This is a genomic window from Streptomyces sp. NPDC006743, from assembly GCF_040703815.1.
Lineage (GTDB): Bacteria > Actinomycetota > Actinomycetes > Streptomycetales > Streptomycetaceae > Streptomyces.
This window is the reverse complement of record NZ_JBEYJA010000021.1, coordinates 70,501-87,756: the sequence shown is the minus strand read 5'-3', so window position 1 is coordinate 87,756 and position 17,256 is coordinate 70,501. Positions and strand designations below refer to the sequence as shown.

At 73.0% G+C, this 17,256-nt stretch carries 13 protein-coding genes and 1 pseudogene; 5 read left to right on the top strand and 9 right to left on the bottom strand.

The genetic code is table 11. The annotated features are described in order from the left end of the window. Positions 1–146 precede the first annotated feature (146 nt). From ABZ719_RS19255 to ABZ719_RS19245, 3 genes are all read left to right on the top strand, one after another. Positions 147–1,466 carry an ROK family protein gene (locus ABZ719_RS19255; protein WP_366726378.1) on the top strand — a complete coding sequence of 440 codons (1,320 nt, stop codon included), beginning with the start codon at positions 147–149 and terminating at the stop codon, positions 1,464–1,466. 140 nt (positions 1,467–1,606) lie between these two features. Beyond that, entirely contained in the window at positions 1,607–3,130 is a 1,524-nt protein-coding gene (locus tag ABZ719_RS19250; RefSeq protein ID WP_366726377.1) for a M81 family metallopeptidase, read from the top strand. Continuing rightward, positions 3,127–3,972, top strand: coding sequence for a copper homeostasis protein CutC (locus ABZ719_RS19245; RefSeq protein ID WP_366726376.1), 846 nt, complete (start codon positions 3,127–3,129; stop codon positions 3,970–3,972). The genes ABZ719_RS19250 and ABZ719_RS19245 overlap by 4 nt, the downstream gene beginning before the upstream one ends. A 258-nt stretch (positions 3,973–4,230) precedes the next feature. Here the strand turns inward: ABZ719_RS19245 and ABZ719_RS19240 are convergent, their stop codons facing one another. Together ABZ719_RS19240 and ABZ719_RS19235 are read right to left on the bottom strand one after the other, a co-directional pair. Then, entirely contained in the window at positions 4,231–5,598 is a 1,368-nt protein-coding gene (locus ABZ719_RS19240; RefSeq protein WP_366726375.1) for an APC family permease, read from the bottom strand. Next, on the bottom strand, positions 5,591–5,773 hold the full coding sequence (locus tag ABZ719_RS19235; protein ID WP_366726374.1) for a hypothetical protein: 183 nt from the start codon (positions 5,771–5,773) through the stop codon (positions 5,591–5,593). The genes ABZ719_RS19240 and ABZ719_RS19235 overlap by 8 nt, the downstream gene beginning before the upstream one ends. On the opposite strand from ABZ719_RS19235, the gene ABZ719_RS19230 reads away from it, so the two are divergent. Next, a complete protein-coding gene (locus ABZ719_RS19230; protein WP_366726373.1) occupies positions 5,772–6,494 on the top strand; it encodes a TetR/AcrR family transcriptional regulator in 723 nt (240 codons plus the stop codon). The genes ABZ719_RS19235 and ABZ719_RS19230 overlap by 2 nt on opposite strands. Before the next feature lie 91 nt (positions 6,495–6,585). On the opposite strand, the gene ABZ719_RS19225 is transcribed toward ABZ719_RS19230, so the two are convergent. The 7 genes and pseudogenes from ABZ719_RS19225 to ABZ719_RS19195 all read right to left on the bottom strand — a co-directional run bounded on the left by ABZ719_RS19225 (position 6,586) and on the right by ABZ719_RS19195 (position 15,791). Further along, entirely contained in the window at positions 6,586–7,344 is a 759-nt protein-coding gene (locus tag ABZ719_RS19225; RefSeq protein ID WP_366726372.1) for a DUF4232 domain-containing protein, read from the bottom strand. A 199-nt stretch (positions 7,345–7,543) separates the two neighbouring features. Further along, a pseudogene (locus tag ABZ719_RS19220) lies at positions 7,544–8,060 on the bottom strand (gfo/Idh/MocA family oxidoreductase); the annotation flags it as partial. A gap of 126 nt (positions 8,061–8,186) precedes the next feature. Then, complete coding sequence (locus ABZ719_RS19215; protein WP_366726371.1) at positions 8,187–10,508, bottom strand: right-handed parallel beta-helix repeat-containing protein; 2,322 nt, start codon at positions 10,506–10,508, stop codon at positions 8,187–8,189. Positions 10,509–10,602: 94 nt separating this feature from the next. Further along, the gene (locus ABZ719_RS19210; protein ID WP_366726370.1) at positions 10,603–12,057 is read right to left on the bottom strand and encodes a M1 family metallopeptidase; all 1,455 of its coding nucleotides are present in this window, start codon (positions 12,055–12,057) and stop codon (positions 10,603–10,605) included. Further along, positions 12,054–13,736, bottom strand: coding sequence for an extracellular solute-binding protein (locus tag ABZ719_RS19205; RefSeq protein ID WP_366726369.1), 1,683 nt, complete (start codon positions 13,734–13,736; stop codon positions 12,054–12,056). The genes ABZ719_RS19210 and ABZ719_RS19205 overlap by 4 nt, the downstream gene beginning before the upstream one ends. 143 nt (positions 13,737–13,879) lie before the next feature. Then, positions 13,880–14,740: a carbohydrate ABC transporter permease gene (locus ABZ719_RS19200; RefSeq protein WP_366726407.1), complete on the bottom strand. Its 861-nt coding sequence runs from the start codon at positions 14,738–14,740 to the stop codon at positions 13,880–13,882. A gap of 91 nt (positions 14,741–14,831) precedes the next feature. Further along, a complete protein-coding gene (locus tag ABZ719_RS19195) occupies positions 14,832–15,791 on the bottom strand; it encodes an ABC transporter permease subunit (RefSeq protein ID WP_366726368.1) in 960 nt (319 codons plus the stop codon). Between the two features lie 363 nt (positions 15,792–16,154). On the opposite strand from ABZ719_RS19195, the gene ABZ719_RS19190 reads away from it, so the two are divergent. Continuing rightward, on the top strand, positions 16,155–17,141 hold the full coding sequence (locus ABZ719_RS19190) for a hydroxyacid dehydrogenase (RefSeq protein ID WP_366726406.1): 987 nt from the start codon (positions 16,155–16,157) through the stop codon (positions 17,139–17,141). Positions 17,142–17,256 lie beyond the last annotated feature (115 nt).

The following is a 17,256-nucleotide window of genomic DNA, read 5'->3' as shown; positions in this document are numbered from 1 at the left end:
GACGCCTCTGACGGTGTCTATGCACCCTTTTGAGGCGAATTCACGTTGCACCAGCACGGTCCACTTTCTTCACGGAGCTGTTCCCCACCCGTCAGGACGGGCGTACTGTCTCCGTCACACCCAACACCGCGGAAGTTACTTCGTACATGACTGAAATAAGTGCACGGGACCGCAAGAGCACCAAGGGCGTGTCCGCGAAAGGCACCGCGTCGAAGGGCGCCCCGTCGAAGAGCCCCGCGCCGAGGGGCGCCGCGCCGAAGGGTGCGACCCTCGCCACGCGGGTCCTCGAACTCGTCGCCTCCGGACAGGCCTCGTCCCGCGCCGAACTCGCGCAGCTCCTCGGCGCGGCCGCCTCCACCATCTCCCTCACCGTGGCCGAGCTGGTCGAGCGCGGACTCCTCGCCGAGGAGGGCACCCAGTCCTCCACCGGAGGCCGCCCCCGCAGGGTGCTCAGGGCGGGCAGCACCGACGAGTACGCCCTCGCCGCCGACGTCGGCGGCCGGCACGCCCGGATCGGTGTGGTGCTCCCGGGCGGCGGGGTCGGTGACGTAGCCACCGTGCCCTTCGAGATCGCCGACGGTCCGGAGGCCGCGCTGCCACGGCTCGCCGAGCACCTGGAGAGCCTCGCCCAGCAGCGGGGCCGCGACCGGCTGCGGGGCGTCGGGCTCTCCCTGCCCGGCCCGGTGGACGTCACCGCCGGCGCGGTCGTCCTGCCGTCCCGGATGCCCGGCTGGAACCGCTTCCCGGTCGCCGCCTGGCTGGAGGAGCGCTTCGGGGTCCCGGCCGTCGTCGACAACGACGCCAACTGCATGGCCGTCGGCGAGCAGAGCGTGCGGCCCGCCGAGCACCGGCAGTCGATCACGGTGAAGATCGGCTCGGCGATCGGCGCCGGTGTCATCGCCGACGGGCACCTCTACCGGGGCGCCACGGGTGCCGCGGGCGACATCACCCACATCCGCATCGACGGCGGCGGCGCCGACGTCCCCTGCTCCTGCGGGAACACGGGCTGCCTGGAGACCGTGGCCTCCGGTGCCGCGCTCGTGCGGATCCTGCGCGAACGCGGTCTGGACGTCACCAGCCCCGAGGACGTGGTCCGGCTCGCCGGCGACGCCGACCCGGAGGCCACCCGCGCCGTCCGCCGGGCGGGCGACCACCTCGGCCAGGTGCTCGCCGCCAACGTCAACTTCTTCAACCCGGACGCCGTCTACCTCGGCGGCATCCTCTCCACCCTGGAACCGTTCGTCGCCGCGGTGCGCAGCCAGCTCTACGAGAGCTGCCACCCGCTGGTGACCGAGCACCTCACCATCGAGCGGGCCGTCCTGGGCGCCGACGCCGGACTGGTCGGGGCCGGGCTGTTCGCCCTGCAGCGCGCCCTGGCCCGCGCGCTCAGCGACGCCGGCGGCACCGTCGCCCGCACCGGCGGACCCGACCGGTTCCCCGCCGTCACGCCTCTCCCGAGGAGCTGACGCCCGCCCGACCCGGCGTGGGCCGGACGGATCCGCGCCCGGCCCACGCCCCGGCCGGCCCACGCCCCCCTCCCCCGCCTCCCTGACCGCAGGCCCCAGGCCGACTCCACGCCCCACGCCGTCCACCCGCACGAGGAGCCATGTCGCACACCCGCACCGCCGTCGCCCGCCCGGTCATCGCCGTCGCCGGCCTCGGCATCGAGTCCTCCACCTTCTCCCCGGCCCGTACCGAGGCCCCCGCCTTCCACCCCGCGCGCGGTGCCGCGATATTCGACCGGTACCCCTTCCTCGCCCCCGGCCGGGACCTGCGCGAGGCCGCCGAATGGCACGGCGCCCTGGTCGGCAAGTCGCTGCCCGGCGGCACCGTCACCGCCGCCGCCTGGACCGCCCTCACCGACGAGCTGATCGAGCGCCTCGCCGCGCTGCCCCGGCTGGACGGCCTGTGGTACGACATCCACGGCGCCATGACCGTGGAGGGGATCGACGACGCCGAGGCCGTGCTGCTGGAACGCATCCGCGCCACCGTCGGCCCGGACGTGATCGTCTCCACCTCGATGGACCTGCACGGCAACGTCTCCCGTGACCTCGTCCACCGCAGCGACCTGATCACCTGCTACCGGATGGCCCCGCACGAGGACCACATGGAGACCAAGGAGCGTGCCGTGCGCAACCTGGTCGAACTGCTGGTCTCCGGCGCTCCCCGCCCGGTCAAGGCGTGGGTGCCGGTGCCGGTGCTGCTGGCCGGCGAGCAGACCTCCACCCGGATCGAACCCGCGAAGAGCGTGTACGCGGCCGTCGACGAGGTCGAGGCCGCCGACGGCGTCACGGACGCCGCGATCTGGGTCGGCTACGCCTGGGCGGACGAGCCCCGCAACCGCGCCGCCGTGGTCGTCACCGGCGAGGACACGGCGGCCGTCGCGGCCGGGGCCGAACGCCTCGCCCGGGGCTTCTGGGAGGCCCGCCACGACTTCGGCTTCGTCGCCCCGACCGGCACCTACGACGAACTCCTCGACGAGGCCCTCGCCTCCGACCAGCGGCCGTACTTCATCAGCGACACCGGCGACAACCCCACCGCGGGCGGCGCCGGCGACGTCACCTGGGGCCTGACCCGGCTGCTGGAGCGTCCGGAGTTCCAGAAGGAGGACGGGCCGACCGTCCTGTACGCCTCGGTGCCCGGCCCCGCCGCGATCGAGACCGCGGTGGCCGCCGGGGTCGGCGCCACCGTCACCGTCACCGCCGGCGCGGAGGTCGACGACCGGCACGCGGGCCCCGTCACCCTCACCGGTGTGGTCCACTCGATCCGGCACGGCGACCGGGACGCCGGGACCGAGGTCGTCGTCCGCGTCGGCAGCGTGTACGCGATCCTCACCAGGCTGCGCAAGCCGTACCACCACGAGCACGACTTCACCGGCCTCGGCCTCGACCCGCGCTCCGCCGACATCGTGATCGTGAAGATCGGTTATCTGGAGCCGGAGCTGTTCGACATGTCGGTGGGCTGGAAGATGGCCCTCACCCCGGGCGGTGTCGACCAGGACCTGGTGCGCCTGGGCCACCGCCGCATCCGGCGCCCCATGTTCCCCTTCGACCGCGACATGGCCGACCCGGACCTGACGGCCCGTGTCATCCCGGCCTCCGACCAGCCGCTCACCGGGGACGACGAATGAGCGAGCGCACCACCCGGCAGCCCACCCCGTCGGGGGCCGACGGCACGGGCCCGGTACCAGCTCGGGAAACCCACCTCACCGGACTCCCGCGGCCCGCGCTGGAGATCGCCGTCACCTCACCGGCGGGCGCCCGGGTCGCCCTCGCACACGGAGCGGACCGCGTCGAACTGTGCACCGGTCTCGAGCTGGGCGGTCTGACCCCTTCGGCCGCCCTCGTCGAGGCGGTCGCCGCCGTGGGTCTGCCGGTGCACGTGCTGGTCCGGTGCCGTCCGGGCGACTTCGTCCACGACGCCGAGGAGACCGCCCTGATGGCCGCCGAGGTACGGTCCGTGATCGCGTCCGGAGCCGCCGGTGTGGTCGTCGGCGCGCTCACCGCGGACGGCGGCCTCGACACGGACGCCGTCGCCCGCCTCGCCGCGGCGGCCCACGACGCGGGCCGTCCGGTCGAGGTGACCCTGCACCGCGCGATCGACGTCTCGGCGGACCCGGTCGCCACCGCCGCGCTGCTGCCCGGCCTCGGGCTCACCCGGGTGCTCACCTCCGGCGGCGCCCCGGCCGCCGCGCAGGGGCTCGCTCGCCTCGCCGCCATGGTGGAGGCCGCGCCCGGCGTGCAGGTGATGGCGGGCGGCGGGGTGTGCCCCGCCGACATCCCGGCGCTGACCGCCGCCGGTGTGGCGGCCGTCCACCTCTCCGCCAAGCGCCGCGCCGCACCCCGGCGCGGGGGCGCGTGGATCCCGCTCGGCGCCGCCGGCGCCTCCGCCGAGCAGGACACGCACTTCGTCACCGACCCGGCGGTGGTCGCCGAGGCACGGCACATGCTGGAGCCGCGCTCCACCGGCTGACCCCCGCCCGGCGGTTGCCGGGTCCTGCCGGGCGACGGGACCTTCGTAGGACGGGTCCTGTCGGCGACGGGTCCTGCCGGCGATGGGGTCCGCCGGCGACGGGTCCCGTCGGTGGTGGGTGCCGTCGGCGGTGGGTTCCTGCGGCGGGACCTTCGAACGACGGGTCTTCGTACGACGGCAGGACCCGGCCGGTCCCTGTCGCCGGGAGCCCGCAGTCCCCGTCGGACCGCGGGCTCCTCGGGACGGGCCGGCGGAGGGTCAGGAACCCGTCGTGGCCTTCGCGCCGCCGCCGGCGTCCGCTGCAAGGTCACCGAGGCTCATCTCGGGTGTGGCACGGCGGAAACCGCGGGTGAGCCAGAGGAGATGGGCGAACCCGGCGGTGAGCCAGCACCCGCCGATGACGAGGGCGGCGGCGCTGAGCCGCGTCATCAGGTAGACGGTGACGCAGGCGCCGAGCGCCGGGACGACCACGTGACCGAACACCTTGGTGCCCTCGGTGCCGCGGTTGCGGACGAAGTGGACGATGACACACAGGTTGACGACGGTGAAGCCGAGGAACGCGCCGAAGTTGATGAAGGACGTCGCGGTGGCCAGGGAGATGTTCAGGCCTGCCAGACACACGGCGCCGGTCACCAGCAGGGGAAGGACGGGGGTCCGCGTGCGCGGGTGGAGCACTCCGAAGATTCGTTTCGGCAGTACGCCGTCCCGGCCCATGATGTAGAGCAGCCTGCTGGAACTGAGCTGGACCGCCAGGCCCGAGGCGAAGCCGCCGACGATGCCTGCCGCGTTGGTCCAGTCGGCGAAGGTACGGCCGCCGACCTCGACGGACAGCGTGTAGCCCGCGATCTCGGGGGCGTCGAACACCCCGCCGGGGTGGACGAGCTGCATGATGTAGGCGACGACGGCGAAGAGGGCGCCGCCGATCGCGACCACGAGGACGACGGCCCTGGGGATGGTCCGCCGGGCGTCGCGGGTCTCCTCGGAGAGGGTGGTCACCGCGTCGAAGCCGAGGTAGGAGTAGGCGGCGATGGCGGAGGCGGCCGAGACGCCGCCGAGGCTCCTCCCGCTGTGCCACAGCGGCGCGGTGTAGGAGTGCGGCGGGTGGCCGCCGAGGTGGACCAGGCAGTAGGCGACGAACAGCAGCACCAGGAAGACGGCCAGGCCGGTCAGGAGCTTGTTGACACGGTCGGTGAGCGTGAGCCCGACGACGTTGACCAGGGTGGTGAGGACGGCGTTGAGCAGCAGCCACGCCCACACCGGGAGGACCGGGAACTGGGCGTTGAGGTACACCGCCTGCACCAGCCAGGCCACCATCGGCAGGAAGAGGTAGTCGAGCAGCACGGCCCAGCCGACGAGGAAGCCGGCCGGGGAGCCGATCAGCTTGCGGGCGTAGGAGTACGCCGAGCCGGAGAGCGGATGGTGGCGGGCCATCTTCGCGTAGCTCAGCGCGGTGAGGCACATCGCCCCGGTGGCGACGAGGAACGCGGTGGGCGCGGTCCCGGCGCTGGCGGCGGCGATGACGCCGAAGATCACCATGACCAGGCTGGGCGCCATGTAGGCGAGTCCGAAGGTGACCACCGACACCAGCGACAGCTTCGGGCTGAGACGCGCGGTGGTGTCACTCATGTCCGGCGCCCTCGGTCGACGGGCGCTCGAAGACGACGGGGGCGGCGGGGCGCAGGCCGGCCGGGGTCTCGGGGGAGATCGCGGGCCGCCAGGTCGCCGGGTCGTGGCAGCAGTACGGGGCCCCGAGCCGGCCCCGGCAGCCGCCGTACCCGTTCCCCGGACCGAGGAGATCCATGGCGAAGAAGACGGCGACCGCCGCCTCGCAGGAGCCGAAGGGCGCCGTGCGGCCCCGCAGCCGGGAACGCAGGACCGTGCGGCAGGAGGCCGCGGTCGACGCGGCGTTCCGGCTCGCCGCACGCGAAGGAGTCACCGGTCTTTCCATGCGCAGGCTGGCGCAGGAACTGGACGTCGACGTGACGGCGCTCTACCGGCTCTTCCGTGACAAGGACGAACTCCTGCTCGCCCTGTGCGAGCGCATCATCGAGACCGAACTCGACGCCGTCGGGGAGGTCCCCGAGGACGAGCCCTGGACGGACACGCTGCGCCGGATCGCCGCGGTCATGTGGCAGAGCCAGAGCCGCTTCCCCGCGGTGACCGTACTGACCTTCGCGCGCACCACCGGAGGCCCCGCCGAGCGCCGCATGATCGAGCTGCTGCTCTCCTGCTTCACGCGCTCGGGGCTGCCGCCCGCCGAGGCCGTGCTGTACTACCGGACCTTCGTGGACACGGCCCTCGGCCACTGCGCGAGCGCCGCCTCGCTCAGCTCCCTCGACCCGGAGGCCCGCGAGAAGGACGACACCACGTGGACCCGCGTCTACGCCCGCCTCCCCGAGGGCGACTACCCGGTCACCCACGCCCACGTCACCGAGCTGAGCGTCATCGACCACAGAACGATCTACGACACGGCCGTCGAAGCGGTGCTCGCCGCCGCCGCACGCACCGCGGCCGGCGCGTGAGGGACCGGCGGACCGGGCCGGCCGGTGGCGTGTGACCGACCGGCGGGCCGGGCCGGGCCGGCCGGTCGGGGGCGCGGCTCTGCGAGCGGGGTCACTTGCCGGAGCCGACGTGGTAGCCGACCGGGTCGACGTAGACGTCGGGCGCCTCTCCGTCGGGGGCGGCGACGGTGATGTCCAGTCCGCCGAGGTTCACGATGGAGGAGACGGTCTCGTTGGGCGGGGTGACGGCGAGCCTGGTGTAGGTCTTGCCGGAGCCGCCGGTGGCCGGGATGTAGTGGAGCAGGAAGCGGGTCTCCTCACCGGGCGCGATGGTGACGGTGGAGGCCGTCGTGTCGGTGCGGGCGGCATCGGGGCCGGTGTCGCCCAGGCCGTCGGGGCCCACCAGCTGCACGCCGGGGAAGCCGTGCATGGTGCACGTGCCGGAGCCGTTGTTCTTCAGGCTGACGACGATCTCGTTCTTGACCATGGCGGAGGCGGCGCTGAAGCCGAGGTGGTCGGTCTTGCAGCGGGCACCCGACCCCTGGGCCCCGGCCCGGGCGGTGGTGGCGCCGCCGCCCGTGCGGGAACCGGAGGAGGAACCGGAAGACCCGGAAGCGGAGCCGGACGAGCCCGAGCCCGAGCGCGAACCCGTACCGGAACCGGAGGCCGGGCCGGACGCCGAGCCGGAGCCGTCGGCCGCACCCGAGGCGGCGTCCGGGGCCGAGGACCCGTCGCCGGCGGAGCCCTGCGCGGCGGCGGACGCGTTCGTACCCGAAGCCGCACCGGATCCGGCACCGCCGCCGCACGCGGTCAGCGAGAGGCTTGCGGCGGTGACGACGAGGGCGAGGGCGGAAAGCTTCTTGACGCGCATCGGTAACTCCTGGGAAGCGGTGTCGTCCCGCTCGTACGGACCGAACGGGGCGCTGTCACCTCATGGGACACCCGCGGCCCGGTGATCCGCTGCGGTGGGAGGTGGATCAGGACGCCCCTGTGACAGACGAGTCGAACGGCCGTGACGAGAAGACGGCGCAGTCCACGCAGACGGCGCACACACGACAATCCGGTCCGGTTCAGCGGACGGTACGGTCCCGGGGGTGGCCGGAGGTCCGTCCCGGGCGGGTCCGGCCGCGCTCGAAGTACGCGGCCGGCTCGGGGTCGGGCGGCTCGATCTCGCGAGGCGTGCCGCCCGCGCGCAGTGACTCGGTGGCCCCTGCCCCTGCCCCGGCCGCGACGGCCATGCGCGCGGCGACCGGCGAGGTGTCGGTGACGCCGCCCTCCCGCGCGAACCGCACGAACTCGTCGATCAGGAGCGGGTCTGCGCCACCGTGCCCGGCGTCGTCCTCGGCGGCCGGGACGGTCGGTGTACTCGGGGCGGTGGACGGAGCGGCGGGAGTTCCACACCCTGACCACGGCCCCGGGGCCGTCCCCGAAGTTCTCCAGGCGGCCCGCGTCCCCGATGACGGTGTCGTTGCGCCAGTGGTCGGGGGTGAAGTGGCACTGCTGGTAGGCCGCGAGCACCCCGTTGTCCAGGCGCATGTCGACCAGGGACACGTCCTCGACGTCGATGACCGGGTTGAGGCCGCGCTGCGCATGTTGTGGCCCACGTAGAGGCGGGTGCCGGTGGCGTGCGCGGCGCGCGGGCGCCGCGGACCGCCGACCGGTCCGTGGCGCCCGCTGCCCCGCTGCCCTGCGCGGATGCCGCCCTGCCGCGGGTCAGGGGTGCACGAGTACGTGGGCGAGCGCCACCCGCCCGGTGCCGGTGAGCCGGACCCGGACGTAGCGGGCCGTGGTGTCGGTGTCGAGGAGGGTGGGGCGCAGCGCCTTGCCGGTGACGTGCACGGTGGTGGCGTCGGAGAAGTCGGCCGCGGCGGCGAGCTGCACGTCGAAGCCGGCGGTGGTCATGGAGGCGTCGTTCCAGACCTCGACCTGTCCGACGTGGTGGACAGCGCCGAGGTCCACCTGCCACCAGGCGCCCGGCTCGGAGAGGGTGCGGGTGTCGGTGGTGGTGTCGCCGTCGATGGCGTGGGCGGCCGTGGCCGTGCCGTCGGTGGAGGACTGGCCGGCGGTGCCGGTGCGGGCCAGATCGGGGCGGAGCCGGGCGACACGGCCCCGGCCGTCTGCCCCCGCCGCCTCGGCGACCTCGACGGCCTCGGCCGGCAGCCGGTCCAGCTTCGTGTGGTTGCCGGTCATGGTCGAACCGGTGCCGGCGAGGGCCGGGGCGTCGGTGTCGGTCCAGTTGCCGGTGACGTGGTTGTCGATGCCGTAGTCGGCCCAGTTGGAGACCCACTTGTAGCCGACGCGGGTGACGACGTTGCGGGTGACGGCGATGTGGCTGGACTGTTCGTCGAGGTAGATGCCGTTGCCGTCGCGTTCGGTGTTCCCGTACGCGCTGCGGTCGATGTAGTTGCCGGAGATCACGGTGCCGGGCTGGGCGCCCTGCGTGTAGATGGCCGCGCCGTCGTGCTGCGCGTCGGCGACCCGCATGACGTCGGTGATCCGGTTGTCCGTGACGCGGTTGTCCCGCAGCACGGACTGCCGGGCCTCGGGCTGGTTCCAGCCCCATCCCACGGAGATGCCGGAGTACGGGAGGTCGTCGAGGGTGTTGTGGTCGATGACGGTGCCGGCCTCGTAGCCCGCCCAGATGCCGACGGCGTCCGTGTACTCCACGCCGGTGCGGCGGACGGTGTTGTACGAGACCGTGTTGCGGGCCCCGGCGAGTTCGGGGGCGGGCGCTGGGTCGGTGTCACCGATGTACGCGGCGCCGGAGGAGAGGTCGGTGAAGCGGGAACGGGTGAGCGTGGAGTCCTGGGTCCCCTGTTCGAAGGTCACGCCCGCGCCGCCGAGGTGGGTGAAGGCGGCGTGGTCGATCACCACGTGGCGGCCGCCGCGGACGGTGAGCGCGGCGGCGGGCTTGGTGTAGTAGCGGCCCGCGTGGTCGACGGGGCCGGTGGCACCGGTCAGGGTGAGACCGGCCTGCGTGCCCGCGTAGCCCTCGTCCGTGTCCGGCTGCCGGTAGGCGGCGTAGGCGAAGCCGATGCCGCTGACGCGCACGTCGTGCGCGCCGTCGAGCACGAGGAGCCCTTCGGTGACCGGGGTGACGGCCTGGGAGCGGCGCGGGTCCTCGCCCTCGCGGGGCAGGTACGTGACGGTGCGCGCGGCCGAGTCCCAAACGAACTCGCCCGGCTTGTCCAGGAGTTCGCGGGCGTTGTCGAAGTAGGCGACCCCGGAGTAGCGGGAGGAGTCGACGGTCGTCGAGTCCCAGGCGGGTCCGGTGCGGCCGGTCCCGGAGGCCGAGTTGGTCCAGCAGGGCTGTGCGAAGGTCAGCACGTCGCCGGTGACGGCGGCGATGCGGCAGTGGTAGTTGCGCCAGCGGACGCTGATGACGGCCTCGGCGTCGGTGGGCCGGGCCCAGTGCGCGATGCCGGTCTTCTCGGCGCCGCTCATGCCGGTCCGGGTGGCGTCGCAGACGGCGGCGGGACAGGACTCGCCCCGGGCGCGCACGGCTCGCCGCCCGTCGACGAACAGCTGGCGGGGTGTGATGCCCGCGGGCACCTTCGCGGTCCAGGTGCCGTCGCCGTTCACCGACCAGCCGGTCAGGGTCCGCCCGCCGGAGAGCACGGGCCGCGCACCGGGAGCCGCGGCCCAGGTGACCCCCGAGTCCCGCGCGCCGAGCTTCAAAGGTGCGCTCAACGGGTAGGTGCCGCCCGCGAGTTCGACGCGCACGGCACGGCCGGCGACGGCGCGGGCGGCGTCCCGCGCGCCCTCCACCGAGCAGGGACGCCCGGGGGTGCAGTGGGACCCCGAGCCGTGCGGCGCGGCGTACAGGACCTTGGGTGCGGGAGCCTTGCCGGGGGCGGCCTGGGCGGCGGGCAGCGGGGCGAGGAGCAGCGCCGCACCGGCGAGGAGGGCGGCACCGAGGGTGCGGACCGTGCGGGGGGTGCCGGCCGGGCCCGTGGGGGCGGCCGGGCCGCGGGTGGCTGCCGGGACGGTGGCGGCCGGTCCGGTGGGGCGCGTGGTGCGGGTGAGTGGTCCCATGCGATGTCTCGTGCGATGCCTCATGCGATGACCTTCCGCTCGGGGAGTGTGGTGCGGGGCCGGTGGGGGCTCTACGGGCGGGGCCGCCCGGCGCTCACGCCGCGGCCGTCCAGTCCGGGTGCCCCGGCATCGGGGGGTTCTCCGCGCCGAACAGCCAGTCCCGCAGGAACCGGTCCAGCGAGCGGTCGCCCGTCACGGTGACGGCGTGGGCGATGAAGTCCTCGCTGGTGACCGTGCGGTCCTTGAAGCGGCGCGGCCACAGGCCCATGATCCGGTCGAACCGCCGCACGCCCACCTCGCGCCGCAGTGCGTAGAGCACCAGCGCGCCCCCGTCGTAGATGTTGGTGCCGCCGAGGGCCTTGGGCAGTCCGGGCGGCCCGTCACTGGCGCGGACCGCGTCGAGCTTGGCGTACGTCGCCTTCATCCTGTCGGCCATGACGGACCAGCCGCGCTCCTCGCTGTAGAGGGCGGCGTAGTAGACGGCCGGCCCCTCGTTGAGCCAGGCCTGCTGCCAGTCGTGCGGGGTGACGCTGTCGCCGAACCACTGGTGGGTCAGCTCGTGCACCATGGTGTTCTCGTACGTCGGGTCGCCGCCGGCGGTCCTGAACCAGTTGGTGCCCATCAGGGTGAGGGTCGTGTTCTCCAGGGCGTCGGTGTACCCGTCGTAGATGTGGAGGCCGTACACGGAGAACGGGTAGCGGCCGAACTTCGCCTCCAGCCAGGCGAGATGGTCGGCCGTGCGGGCCACGACCGGGGCGTAGACGTCCTCCTGGCCCCGCGGGACGACGTGCCGCAGCGGCAGCCCGGTGTGCGAGGTGCCGTACAGGTAGGTGCCCTTGACGACGGCGATGCCGAGCAGTTCCGTCGGCATGCGCTCGCGCAGCGCGAAGTGCCACACGGCCGATCCGTCGGCGCGCTCGTCCTTGCCGGTCAGCACTCCGTTGGCGGCGGCGACGTACCCCTGCGGCGCGTGGATGTGGAAGGTCCAGGTGGCCTTGTCGGAGGGTGTGTCGTTGCACGGCAGGAACGTGTCGGCCCGCGACGACTGGGCGGCGCAGGCGAAGCCGCCGTCGGAGCCGAACCGCCAGCCGGTCAGTCCGGCGCGCGGCGCCTTGCCGTTGCCGCGGTAGGCGACGGTGGCCTCGAAGGGCGCGTCCTCGCGCAGCGGCGCGGCCGGGGTGACGGTCAGCTCCTGGCCCGACCGGCCGGCGGACAGGGCGTGGGAGGCGGGGCGGCCGTTCACCGTGACCGATTCGACGGTGTGGCCGTCGGTGTCCAGGTTGAACGACGACAGGTCCTGCGTGGCCCGCGCGCTCAGTGTCACCACCGCCGTGAAGTCGTAGGTCACGGGGGTGAAGTCGAAGGTCAGGTCGTAGTGGAGGACCTGGTAGCCGCCGTTGCCGAGGGTCGGGAACAGCGGGTCGCCGACCCCGTCGGAGCCGGGGCGCGGGTCGATGCCTGCGGCGTCGGCGGGCGAGCCCAGCACCGGTACGGTGAGCGCCGCGGCGGCCGCCGCCCCGGTGAGGAACGCGCGTCTGCTGGTGGTCACTTCTTCTCCTTCCGCTCCTGCTGCGCGGCCTGCTCGAACTCGGCGCGGCACGTGTCGCCGCCGGCGCGGCGCCACTTCTTGACCAGCGCGTCGTACGCCGACAGCGGTTTGCGTCCGGTGATCAGGTCCTTGATGCCGTCGAGGTGGATGGTGTACAGGCTGCCCAGCCCCTTGGAGTCCCAGGTCGGCGAGGAGTAGCTGAGGGTCGGGTCCTCGACGAGCTTCGGGATGAGCACCGCGTACGCCTCGTGCACGTACCGCGCGGCCTGCGGGTGGGTGGCGCTGAAGAACGAGGGTGTCGCGGAGGCGAGTTTGCCCCACGGCACGGTCACGTCCTGGGTGCCCTGCTTGGTGAGGACGGGGGTGCCGTGCGCGTCCCGCTCGTGGTCGACGTGCTCGACGCCGTAGTTGATGAGGGTGTATTCGAGCGACCCGAAGGGCGAGGCGGCGAAGTCGGCGAGCCGCAGCAGTTCCCCGACCCGCTTCTCGCTCGCCCTGCTGATGTAGCAGTTCTGCAGGGAGACGTTGTCGGTCCAGGTCACCGCGTCCTTGCCGACCGGGACCATGGGCCGTACGTCGAAGGACCGGTCGATGGCCGCCATGGCGTCGACGTATCCGGTGGCCGTGGTCAGGTACGCCGGCATGCCGTCGTAGACGTAGGCGGCCCTGCCGTTCTTGAACAGGTCCGTGTACTGGGCCTTCTGGGCCCCGGACATCTGCACGGTGCCCGGGTAGTAGCAGCCCGCGCGGTAGAGCCCGGCGGCGGTCTCGACCGCGTACCGGTACTTGTCGTCCTCCAGCTGGTAGGTCCACTTGCCGGTGGTGCGGTCGAAGCGCCAGAAGTGCTGGGCGCCGGCGGACATGGCGAGCAGGTTGGTGCTGCCGCCGGTGAAGAAGTACTGCTTCTTCCTGGCGTCGGTGAGGTCCTTGGCCAGCTCGACGAGCCGTTCGATGCTGTCGATCTGGTCGAGTCCGGTGACGCCGGCCCGCCGGAACAGGTCGGCCCGGTAGAAGCCGGTGCCGCCGCTGCCCGAGCGGGCGATCGGGATGCCGTAGAGCTTGCCGCCCTTGATGGCGTCGCGCCAGGCGTACTGGGGGATGGCGGCCAGGTTCGGGTAGGCCTTGACCTTGTCCCCGGACAGGTGGGGGCCCAGGTCGGCGCACTTGGCGGCGAGGAAGGCGCCCACGTTGTCGACGCCGCCGGTCTCCGGGTACATGAAGATGTCGGGCAGCTGGTCACCGGCGACCATCGTGGAGAACTTCGCGGGGTAGTCGTCCGCGGGCACGGCGGTGAAGTCGACCTGGGTGCCGAGCAGCTTCTCGATCTCCCGCCAGGCCGCGTTCCTGCCGCGCCCGGGCGGCAGCGGCGCGAACGTCTCGGTGACGGCGGTGATCTTCTCGGCGCCCTCGAGCGGGGTCCCCGAGGTCGCGCGGACCAACCGGGCGGGGTACGTGAGGAAGGCGTCGGGCACGCCCGCCGCGGTGCCGGGCAGGTCGGCCCTGATGCCGATGTTGCGCACGGTGGTGGCCGGCAGCAGCTTGGTGCTCTTGGCCTCGGCCTTGGCGGCGCTGCCGCCGTCGCCGCACGCGGCGAGCAGCGGCGCCGCGGCGACGGCGAGACCGGCGCCCGCACCCCAGCGGAACAGGGTGCGGCGGTCGACGGATGTGGTGCCGGACATGGCGGGACTCCTCAACACGAGGGGGGCACGGGGGGATTGAGCGGGACGGCCGCGGACAGGCGCGGGGGCGGGTGACGCGGGGCGCGGGGGTTCGGGGCGGCGGTCCGCAGGCGGTGGTCCGGGCGCGCGGGCCCGGCGCGCGGTCAGCCCTTGACGGCGCCGGTGAGGACGCCCTTGGTGAAGAACCGCTGGAGGAAGGGGTAGACGAGCAGGATCGGCACGACGGCGATGACCAGCACGGCCATCTGGACGGCCTGCTGCGGGGCGACCACCTCGCCGGCCGCCGCGGTGTCGAGGCTCTGCCCCTGGAGGACGAAGGTGCGCAGCACCATGGGCAGCGGCCACTTGTCGTTGTCACCGAGGTAGAGCAGGGCGTTGAAGTACGCGTTCCAGTACGCGACGGCGTAGAACAGTCCGACGACGGCGATGACCGCCTTGGACAGCGGCAGGACGACCCGGATCAGGGTCCGGAAGTCGCCCGCGCCGTCCACCTTCGCCGCGTCGTACAGTTCCTCGGGCAGGTTCATGAAGAAGGCCCGCATCACGACGAGGTTGAAGGCGCTGACCATGGTGGGCAGGACCAGCGCGGCGAAGGTGTTGTAGAGGCCCAGCTCCTTCACGAGCAGGAAGTTGGGGATGACGCCCGCGTTGAAGAGCATCGTGAACAGGGCGGTCATGAGGATGAACCGGCCGCCGACGATGCCGCGCCGCGACAGCCCGTAGGCCATGCCGATGGTGGCGAGCAGGCTGCACGCGGTGCCGGTCACGGTGACACCGGTGCTCACGAGCAGGGCACGGGTCACCCGCCCGCCGGTGAACGCGGTGCGGTAGGCGTCGAGGCTGGGGTGGCCGGGCCACAGGACGAGCCCGCCGGACTTGATGATGTCGCTCTGCGAGGCGAGACTCGTGCCGATCACACCGAGCAGCGGGTAGGCCACCAGGCCCACGACGATCACCAGGGCGAGGCCCTTGAGGACGAGACCGAGCCTGGTGGGTTTCTCCATCCACGGGGGCCGGGCGCCGCAGGGGCGCGGTTCGCCCGCCGCGGGGGCGGGCCGGCCGGCGCGCACGCGGCGCGTCCTCACCGTGGTCGTCTCAACGGTCAGCACCGCGGTACACCCCTTCATGACCGAGCCGGTGGGCGAACTTGTTGGCGCCGACGACGAGGACCGTGCCGATCGCGGCCTTCACCAGACCGACGGCGGCGGCCGTGCCCCACTGGTTGTCCCGGATGCCGTGGAAGTAGACGTAGGTGTCGAGGACCTCGCCGGCGTCGGGGCCGACGGCGTCGCGCTGGAGGAGGATCTGCTCGAAGCCGACGGTGAGGATGTTGCCGAGGTTCAGGATGAGCAGCAGGACCAGCACCGGGGACAGGCCGGGCAGGGTGACGTGCCAGAACCGGCGCCACCGGGCCGCGCCGTCCATGGCCGCGGCCTCGTACAGGCCGCGGTCGATGGAGAGCAGCGCGGCGAGGATGATGATGGTGCCCCAGCCGGCGTCCTTCCACATGACCTGGAGCGCGAGCAGCCAGGGGAAGGCGTGCGGGTCGGTCGTCATGTCGTAGCGCGGCAGTCCGAGGGAGCCGAGCAGGTCGGGCACGACGCCCGCGCCGCCCAGGATCTGCTGGAAGATCGAGACGATGATGACCCAGCCGATGAAGTGCGGCAGGTAGACGACGCTCTGCACGAAGCGGCGCAGTCTGTCGCTGGCGATGCTGTTGAGCAGCAGGGCGAGCGCGATGGGCACGGGGAAGAACAGGACGAGCTGGACCAGCGCGATCTCCAGCGTGTTGCCGGTCGCCGACCAGAAGTCGGGGTCGGCGAAGGCCGTCGTGAAGTTGGTGAAGCCGTTCCAGGCGCTGTGCAGGTAGCCCAGGTAGGGCTGGTAGTCCTGGAAGGCCACCAGGTAGCCGAGCAGCGGTACGTAGTGGAAGACCACGAAGTACAGGAAGCCGGGCAGGCACAGCAGCAGCATCACCTTGTCACGCTTGAGGCGCTGCCAGAGGGTCTTGCGGGGAACGCGGTCGACGGCGGTCGGTGGGACGGAGACAGTCATGGCGCGGTCCTGTTCGGCCGGTTGGCGCAGGAACTGGTTTCTGCGGCGGCAAGTTAGTAAGCGGTTAACCTCATCGTCAATAGGTCCGCCGACCTGACGGTCCGTGAAACGGCGGCGAACGCGTCGCCTCTGGCACTGCGAACAGGCCACTTCTGTACGGCATTTCAGACTAACCAGGGCAACTCATCGGCCGTGCCTGCCTCCCGACCTTGACGGTCGAGCGACGGGCTCCCTAGCGTGCGGTACCGCCATAGAACACGTTTACTGTCCGGAGGCAGGGTGCGTACCACTGACGAGGCGCCGGTCGAGGCCGCGGCCGCCGACGCCACACCGCCCCCGCGGCGGCCCCGCACGGTTCTCGCGATGGACTCCGCGGTCGTGGACGACGTCTTCCCGCCGTCCGTACGGGCGCGGCTGGAGGAGACCGCGGACATCCGGCCCCCGCGTGTCGTCGGGGAGTTCACCGGCCCGGAGGCGCGGGCGGCCCTCGCCGAGTGCGAGGTGCTGCTCACCGGCTGGGGCTGCCCGGCGGTCGACCGGGCCGCGCTCGACCGGGCGCCCCGGCTGCGCGCGGTGATCCACGCGGCCGGCACCGTGAAGACGTTCCTGAGCCGGGAGACCTACGAGCGCGGGATCGTGGTCTCCTCGGCGGCCGCGGCCAACGCCGTGCCGGTCGCCGAGTTCACGCTCGCCGCGATCATCCTGGGGGCCAAGCGGGCCTTCCCGCTCGCCCATCTCTTCCGGGACCGGCGCACCCACCGCACCGACGCCGACCTGGACCGCCAGCACTGGCTCGGCACCCGTGGCATCACCGTCGGCGTGGTCGGCGCCTCGCGCATCGGCCGCCGTGTCGCGCAACTGCTGCGCACCCTGGACGCCGAGGTCCTCCTGTACGACCCGTACGCCGGCGACACCGAGGCCCGGTCGCTCGGTGCCACCCGCACCGACCTGGACACGCTGGTGGCGACCAGCGACGTGGTGACCCTGCACGCGCCGGACACCCCGCAGACCCGGCATCTGCTCGACGCCCGCCGGCTCGGTCTGATGCGTCCGGGCACCCTCCTCGTGAACACCGCGCGCGGCCCGCTCGTGGACACGCAGGCCCTGACCGAACACCTGGTCAGCGGGCGGATCGACGCCGTGCTCGATGTCACCGATCCGGAACCGCTGCCCGCCGGGCACCCCCTGTGGGACCTGCCCAACGTCTTCATCACCCCGCACCTGGCGGGCGCCCAGGGCAACGAGGTGGGCCGGCTCGGTGCGCTCGCCGTCGACGAACTGGCCCGGTACGCGCGCGGGCTGCCGCTGGCCCACGCGGTGCTCCTGGCGGACCTGGAACGGATCGCGTGAGCGGGCCCGCACCGCACGCCCCGGCGTCTTCCGTCCGCGACCGGCCGGATCAGGGAGCGGAGGCCGGTGACGGGGGCGTCTCCCACGCCGTCCGGGCAGGGGAGGAACACCGCAG